The 17,185-nt window shown below is 44.3% G+C and carries 15 protein-coding genes; 7 read left to right on the forward strand and 8 right to left on the reverse strand.

The window, feature by feature from the left end; all coding sequences use genetic code 11:
• Positions 1-570: 570 nt before the first annotated feature.
• From EO93_RS18620 to EO93_RS06335, 3 genes are read right to left on the reverse strand one after another with little or no spacing between them, the layout of a single operon-like run.
• Entirely contained in the window at positions 571-1,089 is a 519-nt protein-coding gene (locus tag EO93_RS18620; RefSeq protein WP_048132566.1) for a YIP1 family protein, read from the reverse strand.
• A 15-nt stretch (positions 1,090-1,104) separates the two neighbouring features.
• Entirely contained in the window at positions 1,105-1,362 is a 258-nt protein-coding gene (locus EO93_RS06330; RefSeq protein WP_048161498.1) for a hypothetical protein, read from the reverse strand.
• Positions 1,355-2,410, reverse strand: coding sequence for a metal-dependent hydrolase (locus tag EO93_RS06335; protein WP_048161500.1), 1,056 nt, complete (start codon positions 2,408-2,410; stop codon positions 1,355-1,357). The genes EO93_RS06330 and EO93_RS06335 overlap by 8 nt, the downstream gene beginning before the upstream one ends.
• 397 nt (positions 2,411-2,807) lie before the next feature.
• Here EO93_RS06335 and EO93_RS06340 point away from each other — a divergent pair, with 397 nt between their 5' ends.
• Entirely contained in the window at positions 2,808-3,419 is a 612-nt protein-coding gene (locus tag EO93_RS06340) for a superoxide dismutase (RefSeq protein WP_048132563.1), read from the forward strand.
• 257 nt (positions 3,420-3,676) lie between these two features.
• On the opposite strand, the gene EO93_RS06345 is transcribed toward EO93_RS06340, so the two are convergent.
• The 3 genes from EO93_RS06345 to EO93_RS06355 all read right to left on the reverse strand — a co-directional run bounded on the left by EO93_RS06345 (position 3,677) and on the right by EO93_RS06355 (position 6,777).
• Positions 3,677-4,852, reverse strand: a complete 1,176-nt coding sequence (locus EO93_RS06345) for a metal-dependent hydrolase (RefSeq protein WP_048161502.1) — start codon at positions 4,850-4,852, stop codon at positions 3,677-3,679.
• A 359-nt stretch (positions 4,853-5,211) separates the two neighbouring features.
• Complete coding sequence (locus EO93_RS06350) at positions 5,212-6,081, reverse strand: dienelactone hydrolase family protein (RefSeq protein WP_048161504.1); 870 nt, start codon at positions 6,079-6,081, stop codon at positions 5,212-5,214.
• A gap of 243 nt (positions 6,082-6,324) precedes the next feature.
• Complete coding sequence (locus tag EO93_RS06355) at positions 6,325-6,777, reverse strand: hypothetical protein (RefSeq protein ID WP_048132560.1); 453 nt, start codon at positions 6,775-6,777, stop codon at positions 6,325-6,327.
• Between the two features lie 604 nt (positions 6,778-7,381).
• Here EO93_RS06355 and EO93_RS06360 point away from each other — a divergent pair.
• From EO93_RS06360 to EO93_RS06375, 4 genes are all read left to right on the forward strand, one after another.
• Complete coding sequence (locus tag EO93_RS06360) at positions 7,382-8,485, forward strand: MtaA/CmuA family methyltransferase (RefSeq protein ID WP_048132559.1); 1,104 nt, start codon at positions 7,382-7,384, stop codon at positions 8,483-8,485.
• Positions 8,482-9,309, forward strand: a complete 828-nt coding sequence (locus EO93_RS06365; RefSeq protein ID WP_048161506.1) for a methylthiol--CoM methyltransferase — start codon at positions 8,482-8,484, stop codon at positions 9,307-9,309. Before EO93_RS06360 ends, EO93_RS06365 begins: the two co-directional genes overlap by 4 nt.
• 99 nt (positions 9,310-9,408) lie before the next feature.
• Positions 9,409-11,007: a methylamine methyltransferase corrinoid protein reductive activase gene (locus tag EO93_RS06370; RefSeq protein ID WP_048161509.1), complete on the forward strand. Its 1,599-nt coding sequence runs from the start codon at positions 9,409-9,411 to the stop codon at positions 11,005-11,007.
• A gap of 223 nt (positions 11,008-11,230) precedes the next feature.
• On the forward strand, positions 11,231-12,253 hold the full coding sequence (locus EO93_RS06375) for a phosphatase PAP2 family protein (protein ID WP_048161510.1): 1,023 nt from the start codon (positions 11,231-11,233) through the stop codon (positions 12,251-12,253).
• A 238-nt stretch (positions 12,254-12,491) separates the two neighbouring features.
• Here the strand turns inward: EO93_RS06375 and EO93_RS06380 are convergent, their stop codons facing one another.
• Positions 12,492-14,108 (reverse strand): hypothetical protein, encoded by a 1,617-nt coding sequence (locus EO93_RS06380; RefSeq protein WP_048161512.1) that lies wholly within the window; start codon positions 14,106-14,108, stop codon positions 12,492-12,494.
• Positions 14,109-15,028: 920 nt separating this feature from the next.
• Here EO93_RS06380 and pdxS point away from each other — a divergent pair.
• Positions 15,029-15,925, forward strand: a complete 897-nt coding sequence (gene pdxS / locus EO93_RS06385) for a pyridoxal 5'-phosphate synthase lyase subunit PdxS (protein WP_048132552.1) — start codon at positions 15,029-15,031, stop codon at positions 15,923-15,925.
• Positions 15,926-16,263: 338 nt separating this feature from the next.
• Positions 16,264-16,863 carry a pyridoxal 5'-phosphate synthase glutaminase subunit PdxT gene (pdxT, locus tag EO93_RS06390; protein WP_048161514.1) on the forward strand — a complete coding sequence of 200 codons (600 nt, stop codon included), beginning with the start codon at positions 16,264-16,266 and terminating at the stop codon, positions 16,861-16,863.
• 12 nt (positions 16,864-16,875) lie between these two features.
• On the opposite strand, the gene EO93_RS18410 is transcribed toward pdxT, so the two are convergent.
• On the reverse strand, positions 16,876-17,007 hold the full coding sequence (locus EO93_RS18410; protein ID WP_255350198.1) for a hypothetical protein: 132 nt from the start codon (positions 17,005-17,007) through the stop codon (positions 16,876-16,878).
• Between the last annotated feature and the right edge of the window lie 178 nt (positions 17,008-17,185).

Genomic DNA, 17,185 nt, shown 5'->3' on the forward strand with positions numbered 1-17,185 from the left:
TATCTTTGGAGTCTTTCTTTGTGGTAATGAGGTAGTTATTGATCAAATTCTGCAAAACAGGCACGTCTGCCGTTGCCTATGATTTTCAATCCTACTCCCACGACCTGTATTTCTTCAAGTATTGCTCATTTCATTTTGAGATGCCCGGTGTCAAGATCTCAAAAGTCAATGATTAGAATTATATAATTACTCCTAATTATATAAGATACCTAGAATATATTCTTCTTAATACTAATCCGTTGATACAATTTTCAATTATCTTTACTATAGAATATATTTCTTTTTTTAGCAGAAATTGTTTATGATTACTCTGTGGTTATATAAAGGGGGAGTGTATTTGAAAGCTATTCTTCTGCTTATGATTTTCAGTAACTAACCCTCTAAACCCGCTTTTTTGAATAGATATAGGCTTTCGCTGACATTTTACAATGGTTTATAAATAGATGTAAAATAGCAATGTAAAGTTTAAAAATGGACATCTGAATTCTGGTCATTTCCCTCTGGCCAGTAATTTATGAGAAAAATCATACAGCTTCCGCAGGAGTGACAAATTGCATGACATTTCCGGTTTTACAGAGCGGATACAATGTAAATTATTATGCAGAGAAGCAGCAGAGGCAGGATGAATGATCCTATCAATACAATAAGGCACGACTTCCAATAGCCTATGTTATGAACAAACTGGCCGCCTCGAGTGCAAATATGTACCCAGTAAATACTGGCTATTGGCCCCATCAGAAAAAAGGGAATAAATTGGAAAGGTAATGCAGCGTATGAGTAAGCAATTATTTTAAAAGTATCCCTATAATTTTCTTTGCCTCCCAGAAGTTTAAAAGACAAAATAAATCCTATTGAGACAAATATATAAAATAAGAAAATTTGCAAAAATTCGGTGATAAGGACAGGGCCGGGAACTTCAAAATATTTATTTAGATAGATACTATTAAAAAAATGCCCAGTTAACACAGTAAGTAACAGAAACATTACGCTGAAAATCAAAGAATGGAGTAAATTATCCTCACGAGGCATTTTTTTGAAAAACTCTGAAGGTTTCAGCAATACATCCGTAAATACCGTAAAATAATTCACAACAACACCACCACATTATTTTAAATGTTGGTGCACTAGATAAAGTTTTCCAGAAAACAAACTATTTTTGAAATATCTTCTATAACGTGGTACCTGAGGGTAGAATGTTACAGATTTTTCGTAATTCAGGCCGGTTTGAGTTTCAATGATTCTTAAAAACAGGGCAGCCATACGCCTGCGGAGCAGGCGGTGAAGTGCGAAAAAAGAAAAAAGAAAAGATTCCAAAACTAAATCAAGATCTGGAATAACATCGAATATCGTGATCTCACCCAAACCAGTTATCCCCCAATTTCTCCTCCTCATCTTCCTCCTGCATACTCGCATACGCCTCATACTCTCCGCTCTCCGTATCAAAAACGAACCTGTAAACTGTTTTGAAATAAGCCCAGTATTCGACATACGGGTTTCTCGCATCGCTCAGCATGACAGTTACCGAGCCGTTTTCCTCCGAGACGCTGTAGACAGGATAATCGATTTCCTGAGGAACGGCTGTGCTGTAAAGTTTTCCGGCTCTTTCGGCGTAGGCGGAGGCGTCGGGGACGTCGCCGGTCACGTTGATTTTTTCGATATAACCTCTTCTTTCGATCCCTGCCCAGTAGCTGACTTCCATAATCTTGTAGTGGGTGGAGTTATAGGAATATGCGGTAAGGAACTTTCCGGGCGAGGAAGGGTAAGTTTCCTGATAGCTGATTTTTGTCCCCTCGGCGTCGGAAATATAATTCACAAGGAATATTTTTGCCACCGGCAGCACTGTAAGCCAGACCAGAAGCACAACCAGAAGGGTTCTATAGAATTTGCTCCGGTTTTCGGTGAAAAAGGTACAGAAGCTGTTGAACTTTCCGTTCCATCTGCCCTTTCTTTTTATATACCCGACAAATAAGACAAAGAGGGGCAGCAGAGGAAGGAGGTTTACCAGGGGGTCGAAGAAGTAAACTGCTCCCATGATGGACGTCTCGGTGCTGAAAGGGTAAAAGGGGCGCATTTTCCAGCTGGTGGCATAATCAAGGTAGCTGTGGAGAAAAATGGCTGCAAACCCGGCGGCTGTAAACCGGCGGTCTTTTGTTTTCAGCCAGATAAAAAGCGTGACAATCAGGATGAAAAGGATGGAATGCATGAACTCCCTGTGGCCCAGCAGATAAAAAAGCTGGTTTCGAGCCTCATGGCTTACGCTATCGCTGACGAGGGCAAACAGGATGTATGGGATGATGTCCAGGTCCGGCAGGATTGCCAGAAATGCCAGAGTGCCTCGCTTTTTTCCTTTGAAGCCGAGAGCCAGAGCGATCAGAAGGCCGATTCCAAGATGAGAGACTGTGTTTACCATTTGTTTTGTCCCGGAATTGATTTTCGTTTTTACTTTTGATAAAGCACAAATATCTTGTTGAATATCCGGAATAAATTTCTACAAAAATATCTCATAGTTTGCATCTTTTATCTTTATAATAGATGCGATGTATAACTATATTCTGCATTTAAAATTGCCATATGGTTCTGCATTTAAATTGCCATATGGCGATTTAATATGTATTTGAAGACATAATACAACAGAGTAGTTTGAGACGGATTTATTTGAAAAACAAATTTCTGTTAACATAGTTAAGGGGAAAATTGGTTAGCAGGCAGGATTTGTAATGGAATACCCTGACTGGAAAGTATAGATTCTATTCAGATTCCGGAACAAATTTTGCGAAACCAATTGATTGTGAAGAGGGTAGAATAATATGGCTAAAGAATTGTACAAATTACCACCATTGAAATATGGTTATGCAGACCTGGCACCTTATATTTCCGAAGAACAACTGCGCATACACCACGACAAACACCATCAGGGTTATGTAAACAACACTAACGCCCTTCTGGAAATGATGGACAAAGCCAGGAAGGAAGGCACGGATTTTGATTATAAGACTACTGCAAAAGCCCTGTCTTTCAATCTGGGCGGGCACGTCCTTCACGGTTACTTCTGGTGGGAGATGACTCCTGCAAGCAACGCAAGCAAAGAGCCTGTCGGCGAATTAGCTGATGCGATTAAGGAAGATTTCGGAAATTTTGAAAGGTTTAAAAAAGAATTTTCCCAGGTCGCATCGAGTGTCGAAGGTTCCGGCTGGGCAGCCTTAACTTTCTGCAATGACACCAAAAGGCTTGGGATCATGCAGATAGAAAAGCATAATGTAAATCTTGTGCCTGATTTCCCGATCATTATGGACCTGGATGTCTGGGAACATGCCTACTACATTGATTACAAGAATGATAGGGGCAAATTCATAGAAGGATTCTGGAATATAATCGACTGGGAAGAACTCGACAAGTACTTTAAAAAGGTTCAGAAATAAATCGGAAAGATATTTTTCGACATAATAATCGAAAAATTATTTTTCAGCATAATTCAGCATAATTCAGTATAATTCAGCATAATTATGTTGTTTAAGCATAGTTATGTTTTCCGATTACACTTTTTTGGATGAGAAGTAATCGGAAATGACACCATTTTTCTTGAAACGGTTTTTGCTTCCCCTGGTCTTATTTCTGGAATCTTTTTACCTGAAATTTAATTCCCAGGAATCTCGTCCCTGGAATCTCGTCCCTGGAATCACTCGAAATAGTTATTTTCAAGCTTTTTTTCGGTTCTCCCGTAGTGGCTCTCATATACCTCGTATTCTCCGCTTTCCCTGTCAAAAACAAACCTGTAAACCGTATCAAAATAAGGCCATTTTTTAACATAAGGGTTTCTGGCATCGCTCAAAATTACGGTTACAGCCCCATCTTTTTCGGAAATCGAATAAACAGGATAGTCGATCGCCTGAGGCACTGAATTACTGTAGAGCTTCCCGGCTCTTTCGGCATAGGCGGAGGCGTCCGGGACATCACCCCTCACGTTAACCTTCTCGACGTAAAAGCTTTTTTCAACTCCTGACCAGTAGCTGACTTCAAGAAGTTTATACCGGGTATCATCATACGAATATGCTGCCAGGAATTTGCCAATCGATATCGGGTAGGTGTCGTTGTAACTGATCTCGGTCCCTTCTGCTCTGGAGATGCGGTCTGTCAGGAAGACTTTTGCAACAGGGAACACTGTGGTCCAGACAAGGAGGATTATAATAAAAGAGGCATAGAATTTGCCTTCATTCCTGTTTACAAAACCATGGAACCCTTTTAGCCCATTTAATTTTTTCAGCCCGCTTAATTTTCGATTCAATATGTCTCTGTTTTTAATGCTCCAGCTGTCCTTGCCTTCGAAAGGCCATCTCCCCGTGCTTTTGATTTTCCATCTATCTTTGATTTCGAGACTCCATTTGCCCCTGTTTTTCATATATTCCGCAGCTACGATGAAGACAGGCAGCAGAGGAAGGATATTTATCACGGGGTCGAAGGGATAAATGGCTCTAAGGGCGGACTCGTTTGTGCTGAACGGATAGAAGGGGCGCATTTTAGCGATCGTAGTATAATCCAGGAGGATGTGCAGGAAAAGCGCCTGAAACCCTCCGAATGCAAAAGCCCGATCTTTAGTTCTGAGCCAGATCAGAAGTGCGATAATAAAAGCGAAAAAAACCGAATGCGTAAACTCCCTGTGTCCCAGCAAATAGAAAAGCTGGTTTCGCGCCTCGTGACTTACGCTTCCGCTGATGAGCGTAAAGAGCGAATAGCTGAAGTAGTCCAGGTCAGGGATTATAGAAAGGAGAACCAGACCAAGCCTTTTTCTCCCTTTTAAACCCAGAGCGTAGGCAAGAAGCAAACCGATTCCAATGTGAGAAATTGTATTTACCATAAATCTACCATGAATTTCTATTCTGTACCATTAATAGTGTGTTTATTAACGGTGTATTTTTAATGAATGATGTTATGGAAACCATGATCGGAAAGAACTCCAGCCAGAGAGATTCTAGCGATATGGTGCCTTCACCCCGTATATTCTCATTCTATTATATAAATAGATGGATAATTAATATATACACCTGAAAAAAAGACAAAACAGAATTTAGATCGTATTTATGCTGCTTATCCTGATGATTAAGGAATACAAAAAAATTGAATGAATTATTAATTATTATTTTTATAAAAATAAAATGAGTTGATGAGATTGATAATTTCCTCTCAGGTTACTGCTCTCAGGTTACTACTCTCAGGTTACTGAGATGAATTTTCCATTGTCCCGGAATTCAGCGTCCTGTTAAAGAAATCTGTCATCTCCTCATATGCGTCCTGTGCAACGAAGCTTTCAGAAAGTTCTCCGTCTTCGATCATGAAGCCGTGAGGTTCTCCCTGGTAAACCTTCAGTTCGAAGTATTTGTCCGCTGCATCCAGCTCGCCGGCGTACCGATAGATATCCGAGACATTGCTTGCCTGGTCGCGAGTCCCGTGGATGACAAGGATAGGAGCTTCAAGCTGGGCTGTCAGGTTTGCAGGTGCTTCCGGCCGGGTCTCAGTCCCGCCTGAGTAAGGAAAACCATACCAGGCAACCCCTGAATTGAACTCTTCGATCCGGGGCAGGAAAAGCATGGTATACCTGCCGCCCGCACAAAAGCCGGTAAGGCCCAGTTTTTCCGGATCAACATCGTCCCTGCCCTCAAGGTAACTTACGCTGTTTCTGACAAGGGCTTCTACCTCTGAATCAGGAGGAGAGCGAGCATAGGTCTGCCACTGCGGAGCGACCACTACAAACCCGTCTGCTGCCATCCTGTCCACAATCTCCTGGTATCCGGGCTCAAAGCCATTAAAGGAATGGATCAGCACCACAGCCGGGTATTTACCCTCTGCCGCCGGAACAGCAGTATAAGCAGGATAGGTCTGCCCCTCACTTGTGATGTTAACGGTTTCATTTCGGGTGTCAGTTGAAGCGCTCCCGGAAGCTTTGGGAACAGTTGGGACATCGGGATCGGGTTCAGGAGAATCCGGTTCAGGGACGTCAGGTCCGGAATCCTCCGAATCCGTGCAGCCTGAAACGCCGAGCAGACATGCTACAAGCAAAAACAAGAATAGTGTTTTCATGAAATTCATTTAACCCCCTCAAGATTTCATATACCGGAAATATCATATGCCGGGATATTGAATTTCCGGGATATACCGAATAGGAAAATTATATGTCACGGGATATAAAACAGAAGGAGCAAAATTTTCCGTGAAAGAGAAAAACGAAAAAGAACCGGAAGAGAATCAGAAAAGAAAAAACGGGAAAAGAACAGAAAAGTACAGGGAAACAAATCTAAAAGATACTTTGACAGCAGGCTCCGGCTGCAGAGCTTACATTTCAACGATCTTCTCAATAACGTCCCTTTCGGAGCGATAAACCCTGAACTTGGCCACCCTGCCTATATCCAGCCTGTTGAAGTCCTCCCTGCTTGCTCTGTATTCCCGGACTTCGTCTTCAACACAGAGCCGCATTCGGACAATGTACTCGATTTCCGGATACATGGTTTTAAGTTCGGCTTCCACGGACTCGTTGATCTGGAGGTTTTCGGAGCCTTCAGAAAGCAGCTGTCCGCAGGCTGCATCCTGAACCGAGACCCCTTCAGGGCCGCTCTGGAAGATGATAGTCCTTTCTTCCCCTTCAACTCCGACCACTTCTTTTTGAAGGACAAAACCAACACCTACCACAGGAGACAAAAACCCCTTAATTGAGATGAAAAGAATAGCGGCAAGGAAAATGATGACTGCTCTTTTCTTTCGGGTGTCGTCTATCTGGTTCAGCTTCAAGCAATTGACCTCGGTTCTTGTGGAATGAATTGCACTTCAATGAAATTCCGGATTCCAATAATGATAAACAATCATATAATTGCTGTCACAACAATAAATATTTTTTTCATAATTTAATAAATATCACATACAAAAAAACGAGTAATACTGGATAAGGACGATTAATGAGAGTGGATATAGAATAATGAGAATGAACCTGGAATGGGGTACTTGAAGCCTGCCAATGAATAAATAGACAATTTAAAAATACCAAGTGTTGACATAAATTTTAGAAGTATATAAATTTTTCCTTATTATGCTAACTGTATCCAGTTAAGTATTCAAATGTGCATATTAATGAATGTCAACGTAAGAACTGCGAACTTTTGCAAAAACCAGAATGAATTTTTGTATGCTTTTCCGGGATACGGAAAAGGAACTGGCAAAAGGAATCGTAAAAACGGAACATTTCAAGCTCCTACCTGACAGCAGGTCACTACTCCTTAACCTTATGGGTGCCATTCAAAAAAACGCATTCATTAAAAGAAAAAAGCATTAGTTGACACTCTGGTTGTGGGACATAACGATTAAATTATATTTAAAAATGGAAAAGGAGACATAGAACATGGTAAGCGAAATGACTCCAACCCGAAGAGCTCTGGCAGCAGTGCTTGGAGGTAGGGTTGACTACGTACCTCCTGCAAATCCCCTGGCTCAGACCACGGCAGAACTGATGCAGATCTGCAATGCATCCTGGCCAAAAGCCCACTTTGACAGTAAAATGATGGCAGACCTTGCAGCCGCCCCATATGAAGTCTGCGGCATTGAGGCTGCACGCCCTCAATTTGACATTTCCCTGGAAGCGGAAGTTCTTGGATGCAAACTTGACTGGGACAAGCCGGACAGGCCTCCCGTAACCGGCCCTGCTTATACGGACCCTGCCGACATAACCTGGCCCGACAACCTGGAAGAAACCGGAAGAATTCCGGTCGTGCTCGGAGCAATCGACGAACTGAGGAAGCGCTACGAAGGCATGCTCCCTATCATCCCCGTACTTACAGCCCCCTTTACGGTAGCCGGCCACATAGCAGGCGTTGAAAACCTGGTAAGGTGGACAAAGACCGATCCGGAAAAAGCCCATGCTTTCATTGAGGCTGCCACGGACTTCGTAATAGCCTACGGAAGGCTGCAGACCGCTTACGGGGCACATATCCTTTTCCCTGCCGACCCATCGGCTTCAGGAGACCTGATTTCGGGGGAAACTTACAAAGAATTCGTGCTCCCTGCCCACAAAAGGATGGCAAGGGAGATCAGCTGCCCCCAGATCCTGCACATCTGCGGAGATACCAGCAAACTCCTGCCTTACATAAAGCAGAGTGGAATCGACTGCTTCTCCTTTGATGCCGTGCCAGTCTGGTACTGCCGACAGGTAATGGGCAACGAGATGTCTATCCTCGGAAGCCTGGACGTTATCGACCTGATGCCAAACGGCACCCCGGAACAGGTCTACAACAGGACCAGGGAATGTATCCTGCAGGGAACCGATATTGTCGGGACGGCATGTGACGTCTCATTCGGGACTTCCCTTGAAAACCTCAGGGCCTATGTCAGGGCCTGCAAGGAGACTCCGATCCCGAAATACGATGATGTGGAAGACCTCGTAAGGCAGATAGGAGTCGGTATCGGAAGGAACATGAAAGAAAACGTCCTCGGAGGAGTGCAGGAATGATCAGGCATATCGACCTCGCAGTCCAGAAGATCTTCGAGCTTAAAGAAAAAGAGCCTGCGAAGTTTAAAAAACTCATTGATGAAGGGATCATGATCGGCCTCGGGGTAGACCTCGGAGACGGGAACAAAGAAGTGACCACCGCCGACCAGATAAAGGAAAAGAACCGGCCAAAGGACCCCGACTATGCAGCCGTGGCAGATGCGGTGATCGCAGGAAACAGGACAGAAGCTGCAAAACTCACAGCTGGCCTCCTTGAAAAAGGAAGAGATCCGACAGACCTGGTTTTAAACGCCCTTATGCACGGCATCCAGACCGTGTGTGAGCTTTACGACATAGGAGAAAGCTATGTCCCGGAAATCCTGCTGGCAAATGAAGCACTCCTCGGAGGTGTGGAACTCTGTCAGGAAAAGATCGGAGACATCCCCTCCCAGGGGAAGGTGGTATCCCTTGTTATTGTGGGAGACCTGCATGACATAGGCAAGAATATAGTGGCAGCCATTCTGAGGGCGAACGGGTTTGACGTCATCGACCTCGGAAGAGACATAACGGTGGAAGCAGTCGTCGAAGCCGTAAAGGCGGAAAAAGCCGACCTTGTTACCGGAACAACCCTCATGAGCACGACCAAAGGAGGCCTTAAAGCCCTCGCAGAAGCCCTGGAATCCGAAGGCGTCCCTGTCGCCTGCGGCGGAGCTGCTGTGGACAGTCACTTCGTCGAGACCTTTGGCAACTCAGTATATGGAAAAACTCCGCTTGACGCGGTAAAAATCGCAAAACAGATCTGTGCAGGAAAGAGCTGGGAAGAAGTCCGCAAGGACCTTCACTGATTTTACTTTAACTTTCCAGTTTTATTTTTTCCTTTTTCCTTTTTTACTTTATTCTTTTTTCCAATCTTTACCTCCTTTAACAAAACCCTGGGATAAAACATGGATCAGGCTATAAATATCGATATAGGCACCAGCGGAATCAGAGCGCAGCTCCTGGACCTTAAGGACCATTCCGTCCTGAGGACTGCAATTTTATCCAGAAACCCTCTTCCGGGTGCAAATGTTGTTGACCATATGGACTTTGCGATCAGTTACGGGCAGGACACAGCCCATGAAATTCTCGTTTCAGCCGTAAACTCCCTGATAAAAAGCCTTAAACCCGGAAACCTCAAGCGCATAGCCGTTTGTGGAAATCCGATCCAGCTGTCGCTGTTAGAAGGAATCGAAATCCGGGACCTTGCATTTGCGGGAAAAAACGCCCTTGAAAAAATGCACGTAAAGTCTCCGGAAAGGGACGGACATATCGTTTCAGGAAATGAAATAGGGCTTTCCATAGATGTTGATGTGATTATCCCGCCTTCGATAAGGCATGAAATCGGAGCCGATGCCCTTGCCATGATGATAAAGACGGGGTTTCTGGATTCCTCCGAAACCTGCATGGTTACGGATTACGGGACCAATGCCGAGATGGCCCTGAAAGTGGACGATAAGATCTTTACAGGGTCGGCGGCTGCGGGCCCGGCCATGGAAGGACAGCAGATAAGCAAAGGTATGCTGGCAACCCCCGGAGCAATTGCCGATATGCGGCTTTCCGCAGGGGGCTGGCAGACCCTTGCCCTTGATGAAAAGCTCAGGCTTGTGGAAGGGCCTAAAATCAACCTGCGAGAAGGGACCTTCAAAACCTCGGGATACCCTGTAAAGGGGATCACCGGCACAGGTGTGATCGCTCTTATGTACGCAGGCCTTGTAACCGGCATAATAAAGCCTCCTCATATTGAAGGCGGCAGAATCCGGGTGGGAAAGGGGATAACGTTTACGGAAGAGGATGTGATTGAAGCCGGAAAAGCCTTCGGAGCCCTGAGAGCAGGCCACCTGACCCTGATGCACGAAGCAGGAATAACATACGAAGACCTGGAAACAATGTACATGTGCGGAGCCAGCGGGACCTACGTTGACCCTCATAAGGCACAGGTAACAGGCATTGTGCCTGCAACTCCGAAAAGGATTGTCCAGTGCGGAAACACCTCCCTGGAACTTGCAAAGGACCTGGCCCTTGATCCCGACTACCTCTCCTGCCTCAATGAAATGAAGAAATCGATCCTTGCAAACCACATCATGTTTGCCTCCTCCCCGACCTTTGCAGCCATCTACATCCAGGAGATAGCCCTCTGGAATGAAGGGATGCCCCTTGAAAAATACAACACAAACCTTGAAAGGTCAGGAATCCGGCCAATCCCGAAAAAACTGCAGGAAAGCATTATTGAAAGAAAATACGAAAGGGACATCCGGGAACTTGGAAAAAGCCTGGAGATCATGGAGCCAAAATGCGGTTTAATTGCCACGATCCGGTGCAGTGGCTGTGATACTTGCGTGAAGGGGTGCCCGGAAGAAGCCCTCTCAAGGAAAAACGAAAGTTTCAGGATCAATACTGCGAGATGCCTTGGCACTGCCTGCAGGAGATGCCAGGAAAGGTGCCCTGAAAAGAAGTTTTCGATCAATGATTTTAAGCTGGAGCTCCCGGGGTCCGCAGAGCCGTAATAGTAATATGATGCCAACCCTGGACAGAGACTTCAGCTCAAAATAATTACAAACTCAGAAATATAACTTCACCAAATACCAAACTTAACATAAATCTCCAGAATAAGCATAGTTGACGAACTCAACAATTACCAAACTCAACATAAACTTTTTACAGTTTCCCTGCTTTCTGAATAGGGCTGGATATATGTCTTCCGGTAAACATTAAATCAGGAGTTTCCCCTTGTTCCAGACAGAACCTATACTTTACCTCCAATCCCTTGGAACCGAATGGTTTACTTTCCTCATGGTTTTGATAACTTCAATGGGGTCTGCCGCCTTTTTTGCCAGCATAATAATCATCACCACTTTCGGGGTTGATTTCAAGAAAGGTTTTCTTCTGTTCCAGCTGCTGCTCTGGACCGGTGCAGTCACGGAAGTTCTTAAGGTAATTTTTGTCCTCCCAAGGCCCGACTTTGTGGATTCCAGGGTCCTGAACCTTGAAAAAGGGTTTCCGAATACGTCTCCTTTTTCCGGGGAGGGGGCGGACAGGTTTTTCGGGCTTCCGGGCAGAGAGGCGCTTGATACATTCAGATTTCAGGGCACAATTCCCCATTCCATGTTCGGATTTCCTTCAGGGCATGTCTCGACAGCAATTGCTTTATGGGGAGGAACTGCCCGAGTCTTCGAAACCAGGGTAATAAAAAACCTGGCTCCGGCAGCGATTTTATTGATAGCTTTTTCAAGAATGTACCTGGGAAGGCATTTTTTGGGAGATGTACTGGGAGGAGCGACCCTGGGTTTAATTATCCTGATTGTCTTTACGCGCCTCCTTAAAAGCCCGTTGAAAGATGAGCTTTTCAAAAAGGAGAGCTTTGAGCTTGTTTTCAGGCAGAAAAATCTATTTTTTTACTCCTTTATGTTTGTTGTTCCTCTCCTCCTCACAGCCTCATCCCTGATAAGTGCCGATGTGGCAGGATTTCTCCTCGGCACGAATACGGCATATCTCATGGTGATACGAAAAGGGCTCCCGGAAGATGACGGAGATACAGGGCAGCGAGCTGCCAGGGTATTTATCGCGCTTATAATGTTCGGGGTATCCAGCCTTGTTCTTGATGCAGGATTTGATGTAATCGGGGTGGCAGGTTACTTCGGTTTCACGGTTCTTGAATTCCTGAAAACCTTCATTCCTGCATCCACAATCTGGATTTCCGTATATATCTGTGCAAAGCTTGGGCTGTACGGAAGAGATATAGAAAAGATCTAAACATGAGTTAGCTGAAATAGAAAAGATCTAAATCTGAGTTAGCTGAAATAGAAAAGATCTAAACATGAGTTAGCTGAAATAGAAAAGATCAAAATCTGATATCTGAAATAGAAAAGATCTAAACATGAGTTAGCTGAACCTGATTTTAAGTCTTGTTTAAATTCTGTTTTAAGGACCGGAATTTGACCGGCCCTTTCATAATTCTGATTTCACCTGATACAGGCATTGAGGCAGAGGTTTATTTCCTGTGCCTCAGTCCATATGCCGCTGCCAGGCCTGAAACTGCAAACCCGAATTCAAAAGCCGGAGAAGATTCTATATCACCTTTTTCGTTCTGAGCTTTAGGCACTCCAGTTTCCGGAACCTTTTCTTCATTTTTATTTATTCCTTCGTCGGCTCCGATTGATTCAGCTTCATCCGAAGCCATTTCTCCAGTTTTGGAAACATTTACTGCACCTTCCTCACCTTCAGGCACAAGGTCTATTATAATCTCATGTTCCGAAAACTGCGGGATATATACTGCAATTGAAGCTGTCCCGTTTTCGTATAGCCTGTAGCAAAGAGGTCTGTTTCCATCTGCAAAGAGTTCGTCAATGCTGTCAGCTTCTTCAATTATTGCACCGTCATATCTGATCCTCAGACGGTCGGGATTGGTGAGGTTAATGGTCTCATTGTCTAAGTTTATATTGATGACTCTTCCATCTGGCAGGTCTGATTCAACGCCAAGTACAATGCGATCTCGATCCATTTCCCTTACTTTCAGGCTAACAGGGGCATAATTTGTGACTGAAACCTTATCCGAACCTGCACGGAAAGCTATCTCAGCTCCGAATCTTCCGGTTGCTATTTCCCTGTTAAACACCTGATGCATATAGGTATAATTACCACCGTACCTGTATCCTGTTTGCATCAATGAAGGCTGCATCGGACTTGCCCTGAACATTACCACACTATATTCTACAAGATTGACTGTGATTTTATCGCCCGAAATTTCGGCTTCAGTCCCGTTAATAGGGCCCTCGGGATTTTCGGGAAGGGGATTCCTGAAAAACACCAGATATCCCTCGAAATTGTTTGCGGTAATTTTTATGGGGACTGCATTCTCAAGCCCGCTGGAGAGATTCTTTTCCAGGCTTGCTTTTACTCCATCTGCAAGGTTGTAAGTAACGGTTTTATTTGCAAAAGCCCTGACCTGGAAAATCCCCATGGGAGAATCTTGAATCAGGATCTGGCTGTCAACGCCCTGGTAAAAAGCTGTTGTTTCCGTAATCTGTTCGTCAAGGTACTCAAAATCCGAAATCTCAACCGAATCAAAGAGAAGGTTTCCTCCGACAGCGAAGTTTTCTATTATCCCGCTTTCGTTGAAGTTGAATGTGGTAAAGTTTCCACAGGCACAATTTCCCTGCTGCATGAAATACATCCCACTGCCTCTACCGGCTCGCATTGCCTGAGTGGCCTGCTGGCGCATCAAAAGCCTTTCCCTCGGGTTAAGAGTCGTATTCAGCTGCTGCATATTCATTACCATGTAACTGGCAATTTCCTGCCCTGAGACCCCGTACCGCTCTTCAATCTCCAGAACCGTAAGCTGCGTGTCCATATCTTCCGGAAGCTCAAGGTCAGAGATCGCATCTTCAACCTGGACCCCGAAGGTGTCTGATACTTCTTCAAAGGTCATTGACCCAAACCCATCAAACCTGCTGTCATACTGCGCAAAACCGTAACCATGCATCATTCCGGGACCCATTCCCGCCCCTGGACCGCCTCCCGGCCCCATCTGGGCATGTGTCGGTAACGCAACAAGTACGGTAACCAAAAAAGCACATAACAATGATACATCCAGACGTTTAATCCTCATTTTCTATCCCCCCTAACGTAAGTAAATAGTAATTGCCTGAAATCCAGAAACTACCCCGGCAAAAAATACCCTGTATGTAATGATTCAACACATATTATAATTGTTTTTTCATGTATTCTCTCGCGTCTCTGTCTGAAATATAAAATATATTCATTGGTCATCGGTAAAGGAATATTCGTTTCTGAGGCTATCGATTTTATATCAGAAGTCTGCCTCAAATATAGCCATATTTACCAAAAATCGATACTATGCTCCATCTCCAGCTCTGATAAAATTTTGAACATCTGTTGTGGAAATGAATGCAATTTATCATGCTTCTTCACTTAACCGAAGACGCATGAAAATATATTAGAGAAGCATATGTCCCTCTTAAAAAGAGCTTCACATCTCGTCTTTCCGGCAATTTACAAAAACTTTATATCGGAGAACTGAGCGTTGGAGATTCATATTTAATCTTACTTCCTGTGTTTAATCTCCGTAATCAGATCGTAAATTACCGGATATATTATAAAGATTGAAATTATATGAAAACTGAGATAGATAGATCAAACCGAAAAGTTAACTTATAAAAGTGCTTTTTAAAAGTACTGCAAAGAATTTCATTCAGGCTCCGAAGTATATTCGGGATAAATAACCGGAGAAACAGGCAGTCATTAAAAGTGTTAAGTCTCAGTAAAAAAAAGAAAAAATGTTAAATCATTGTAAGTTAATTTACTCTGAACTCTGGAATTAAGGAATAGCTTAAATAATGCTTTTAACTATTGAGCGTATTCACAATTCACTGGAGAAATAGCATACTGAAAACCGCAACCTGTTGGTTGTAACTGGTGGAAAGGACTTGATGGCCGTTTCATCTGTGGAAAAGATTTCCCACGGCAATATATCTTAGAAATCTGATCAAAACAAAGAGGATGACATTCATGGACTTTGAAAAATTGAGACACGGGACCGAACTTATTAAGAGGGGCTTTGCAAGGATGCAGAAGGGGGGTGTGATCATGGATGTGACAACCCCGGAACAGGCCAGGATCGCAGAAGAAGCCGGAGCAGTTGCTGTTATGGCCCTTCAGGCTGTCCCTGCAGATATCAGAAAAGAGGGCGGAGTTGCCCGTATGGCAGATCCCGAAATCGTCCAGCAAATCATTGATACGGTTACTATCCCTGTAATGGCAAAGGCAAGGATCGGGCACTTCGTCGAAGCTGAAATCATGGAAGCACTCGGTGTTGACATGGTAGATGAATCCGAAGTCCTTACCCCCGCCGATCCTTTCTATCACATAGACAAGACACAGTTTACAGTGCCCTTTGTCTGCGGAGCCAGGAACCTCGGAGAAGCCCTCCGCAGGATCAACGAAGGGGCAGCCATGATCCGGACGAAAGGAGAAGCCGGAACAGGAGACGTCAGCCAGGCAGTAAAGCACATGAAGCAGATTCAGGGCGAAATCCGTGCCCTTGCCGGCAAGACAAAAGAAGAACTGATAATGGTTGCCAGGGAAATCGAAGCTCCTATCGAACTTGTAATGGAAACCGCTAAAATGCAGCGCCTGATTGTAGTAAACTTTGCAGCTGGTGGAGTTGCAACCCCTGCTGATGCGGCTCTTATGATGCGCCTTGGTGCAGATGGGGTTTTTGTAGGCTCAGGCATTTTCAAAGCCGAAAACCCTGAAAAAATGGCAAAAGCAATCGTTGAAGCCGTAAACAACTACGACAACCCTGCAAAACTTGCAGAGATTTCAAAAGGCATAGGCGCCGGAATGAAAGGCATCAGCGTAGACACGATCCCTGTCGAGGAAGCTCTTCAGGAACGCGGCTGGTAAAAACCACAATCCCGAGTTGCGCCAGCAGAGTTGCGCCACCCGAGTTGCGATTCGGGATCACAGGAAATCGGAGATTTCCTGGGAGTTGCACTGCAAGTGCAACAGCCCGCAGTCCTTTTCGCTTCGCTCAAGAGGACTAATTTGCGGGTTTTAGAAGTGAGTTTTGCTGAAGCGGACTAATTTGTGGGTTATAACAGTTAATTCCTCTTAAGCGGACTCAAAATTCAATTTTTTAAAAACAGATTTATTCTTGCAGGTTTGTAAGAATAAAATTTATTTAATTTTTTACATTTTTTGATCAACAAATAAAGGATTAATTTTGGAAAATGGTGTTTTTTATGAAAATAGGTGTAATCGCTATTCAGGGAGCGGTTTCTGAGCATGTTGATGCTTTGAAGAGAGCCCTTGCAGAGAGAGGGGTTGAAGCTGAGGTAGTTGCGATAAAGCATAAGGGAATTGTGCCGGAGTGCAGCGGGATTGTGATTCCTGGCGGGGAGAGTACTACGCTTTGCAGGCTGCTTGCCCGTGAGGGGATTGCAGAGGAGATAAAAGAGGTGGCTGCGAGGGGAATTCCGATTCTCGGGACCTGTGCAGGGTTGATTGTGCTTGCAAAGGAAGGGGATGAGCAGGTGGCAAAGACCAGCCAGGAATTGCTCGGGATCATGGATACAAGGGTTAACAGGAACGCTTTTGGGAGACAAAGGGATTCTTTTGAGGCGGAGCTTGATGTGGCTATTCTTGACTCTCCTTTTACCGGCGTGTTTATCCGGGCTCCCGGAATCGTGAGCTGCGGGCCTGGCGTGCGCGTACTTTCCAGGCTTGAAGACATGATTATTGCTGCAGAGCAGGGAAATGTGCTGGCGCTTGCTTTCCACCCGGAATTAACCGACGATTTGCGCATCCATCAGTATTTCCTGGATAAGGTTTTTAACTGCTAAGAGTTACAGGGGTCAGGTTAATGGGTTTATCCTGTAGCTGACCATGATTTTTTCATTTGTTTCTTTGGCATTAAAGTACATGATTATTTGTTTTTCACGTACTCTCTCCTTCCTTTTTTGATTTGTGGTTTTTATTAAAATCATATAATATTCTTTTCATTTTATTTCTCATGATTAAGCAATTTTGAATAATCTTGCCTTATCTACGATATCACCTATCAAAGAAAATATCTGTTCCATCGTATTGTCAGTTTCAGGAGTAATATCTTTCTTCAACAGGTTTACATTCTTCGTGAATATTTCTTTTTAGGGTCCTCTAAAA

The sequence above is a fragment of the Methanosarcina sp. 1.H.A.2.2 genome (assembly GCF_000979975.1).
Classification (GTDB): domain Archaea; phylum Halobacteriota; class Methanosarcinia; order Methanosarcinales; family Methanosarcinaceae; genus Methanosarcina.